This window comes from Rhizobium sp. SVR5-9E, assembly GCF_056755095.1.
Window position 1 is genome coordinate 1 of record NZ_JBNDHS010000212.1, and the last position, 1,419, is coordinate 1,419.

Below are 1,419 nucleotides of genomic sequence, written 5' to 3' on the forward strand. Positions count from 1 at the left end.
TCCCCAATGCGTGCCTTAGTCAAGCTGGTTCTAATCGGGTCGGTTATCAGTGGATCCTTGCTGGCTCCGACTATCGGAGCCACTCAAGATTTGGAGCTTCGTATAGGCCCTGGCGGCGTAGACGTTTATGACCAGGACAGGTATCGCTACGACGACCAGGACCGCTATCGCTACCGGCAACGTGGCTGTGATCCAGACGACGCGTTGGACATTGCCCGTGATCAAGGCGTTCGCCGCGCGCATATTGCCGGGGTGTCTTCTCGCAAAATTGTGGTGGACGGTTTTAAGCGCCGAGGCCCTGTGCGAATGGAATTCGGCAATCGGCGAGGATGCCCACTAATTAGAAGCGACTACGAATACTAGGACCATCCAAACCTGCAGAGGCGGCACCGGGTGTAGGTCTGAGGTCAACGGCTTCGTTCGCTTGCGCAGGGATCGTTCGAGCATACCTCGATAAGCTCAAAGGCCAAGGAAATCTGCGGCTCACCGCTTAGTTCCCTTCGCAGTGGCATCAATAAGGCTCCCTAACGGCGCCTTTTTCCTACCAATCGCAGACGCAATCAAACGTCAGCGCGTCGGAGACCCGGCATAGGGTCTGGCGTTCCCGCCGAGTCTCCGGGTGCCGCGCTGTGGTTCGCGAGCCCCGGCAAGTTGATGGGCGCGTGTCGATCGCGCAATAGCAATGAACGGGCCAGGATAGCGGCCGGTTAAAATCCACCGGACGAATCTCTGTCCGACACATCATGATATTTGCCAATCAAATGGATCGTGCGAAGTTCTTCGCGACGGTGCTTGAGGGTGGAGACCCGGCATAGGATCTGGGGTCCTGCCGAGTCTCCTTTGCCGCACTGGGGGTGCGGGCCTGCGCCTATCGCGCGCGTAACTTGCCTGAACCTTTTGAAGCAATCTGGAGCTCGACAATGCAGGTCCTCTCGACCCCGCAAACGAGTTCGCGCGCTCTCTCGCCAAGGTGCTGGTGATCGAAGGCGGCTATTCCCACAATCCGAAAGATCCCGGCGGCGCAACGATAAAGGGCGTGACGCAGCGGGTCTACGACGAGTATCGTCGCTCGCTCAGTCTGTCGGTGATCCGAGAAAGAACATCAGCAATTCCAAGCTCGACGCGATCTACGGCAAGAAATACTGGGATGAAATCAAGGGCGAGAAGCTGACGCCTGGCGTCTCCTATGTGGTCTTCGACGGTTCGGTGAACTCCGGTGTTGCGCAATCGGTCAAATGGCTGCAGCGCGCGCTCCAGGCGATGGGAGTGTATCAGGGGCTCATAGACGGCATTATCGGGCAGGGAACGCTTCTCGCCCTCGGCGGCGTCAACGACAACGACAGCCTGATTGCGCGCATTCCCGACCACCGTATGGCCTTTCTCAGGGCACTGAAGACATGGAAGGCGTTCGGCAAGGGA

The 1,419-nt window shown here is 58.3% G+C and carries 2 protein-coding genes and 1 pseudogene; all 3 read left to right on the top strand.

What is annotated here, in order from left to right; translation table 11 throughout:
* The first annotated feature begins 6 nt into the window (after positions 1 to 6).
* Positions 7 to 363 carry a hypothetical protein gene (locus tag ACPYOJ_RS34440; RefSeq protein ID WP_481420238.1) on the top strand — a complete coding sequence of 119 codons (357 nt, stop codon included), beginning with the start codon at positions 7 to 9 and terminating at the stop codon, positions 361 to 363.
* A 613-nt stretch (positions 364 to 976) separates the two neighbouring features.
* Positions 977 to 1,158: pseudogene (locus ACPYOJ_RS34445) on the top strand (glycosyl hydrolase 108 family protein); the annotation flags it as partial.
* 48 nt (positions 1,159 to 1,206) lie between these two features.
* On the top strand, positions 1,207 to 1,419 hold a 213-nt coding region (locus ACPYOJ_RS34450), incomplete at its 3' end, for a putative peptidoglycan-binding domain-containing protein (protein WP_481420239.1).

Bases quoted from the DNA above. Each gene is read 5' to 3' on its own strand.
- ACPYOJ_RS34440 (WP_481420238.1), top strand. From the start codon at position 7: ATGCGTGCCTTAGTCAAGCTGGTTCTAATCGGGTCGGTTATCAGTGGA.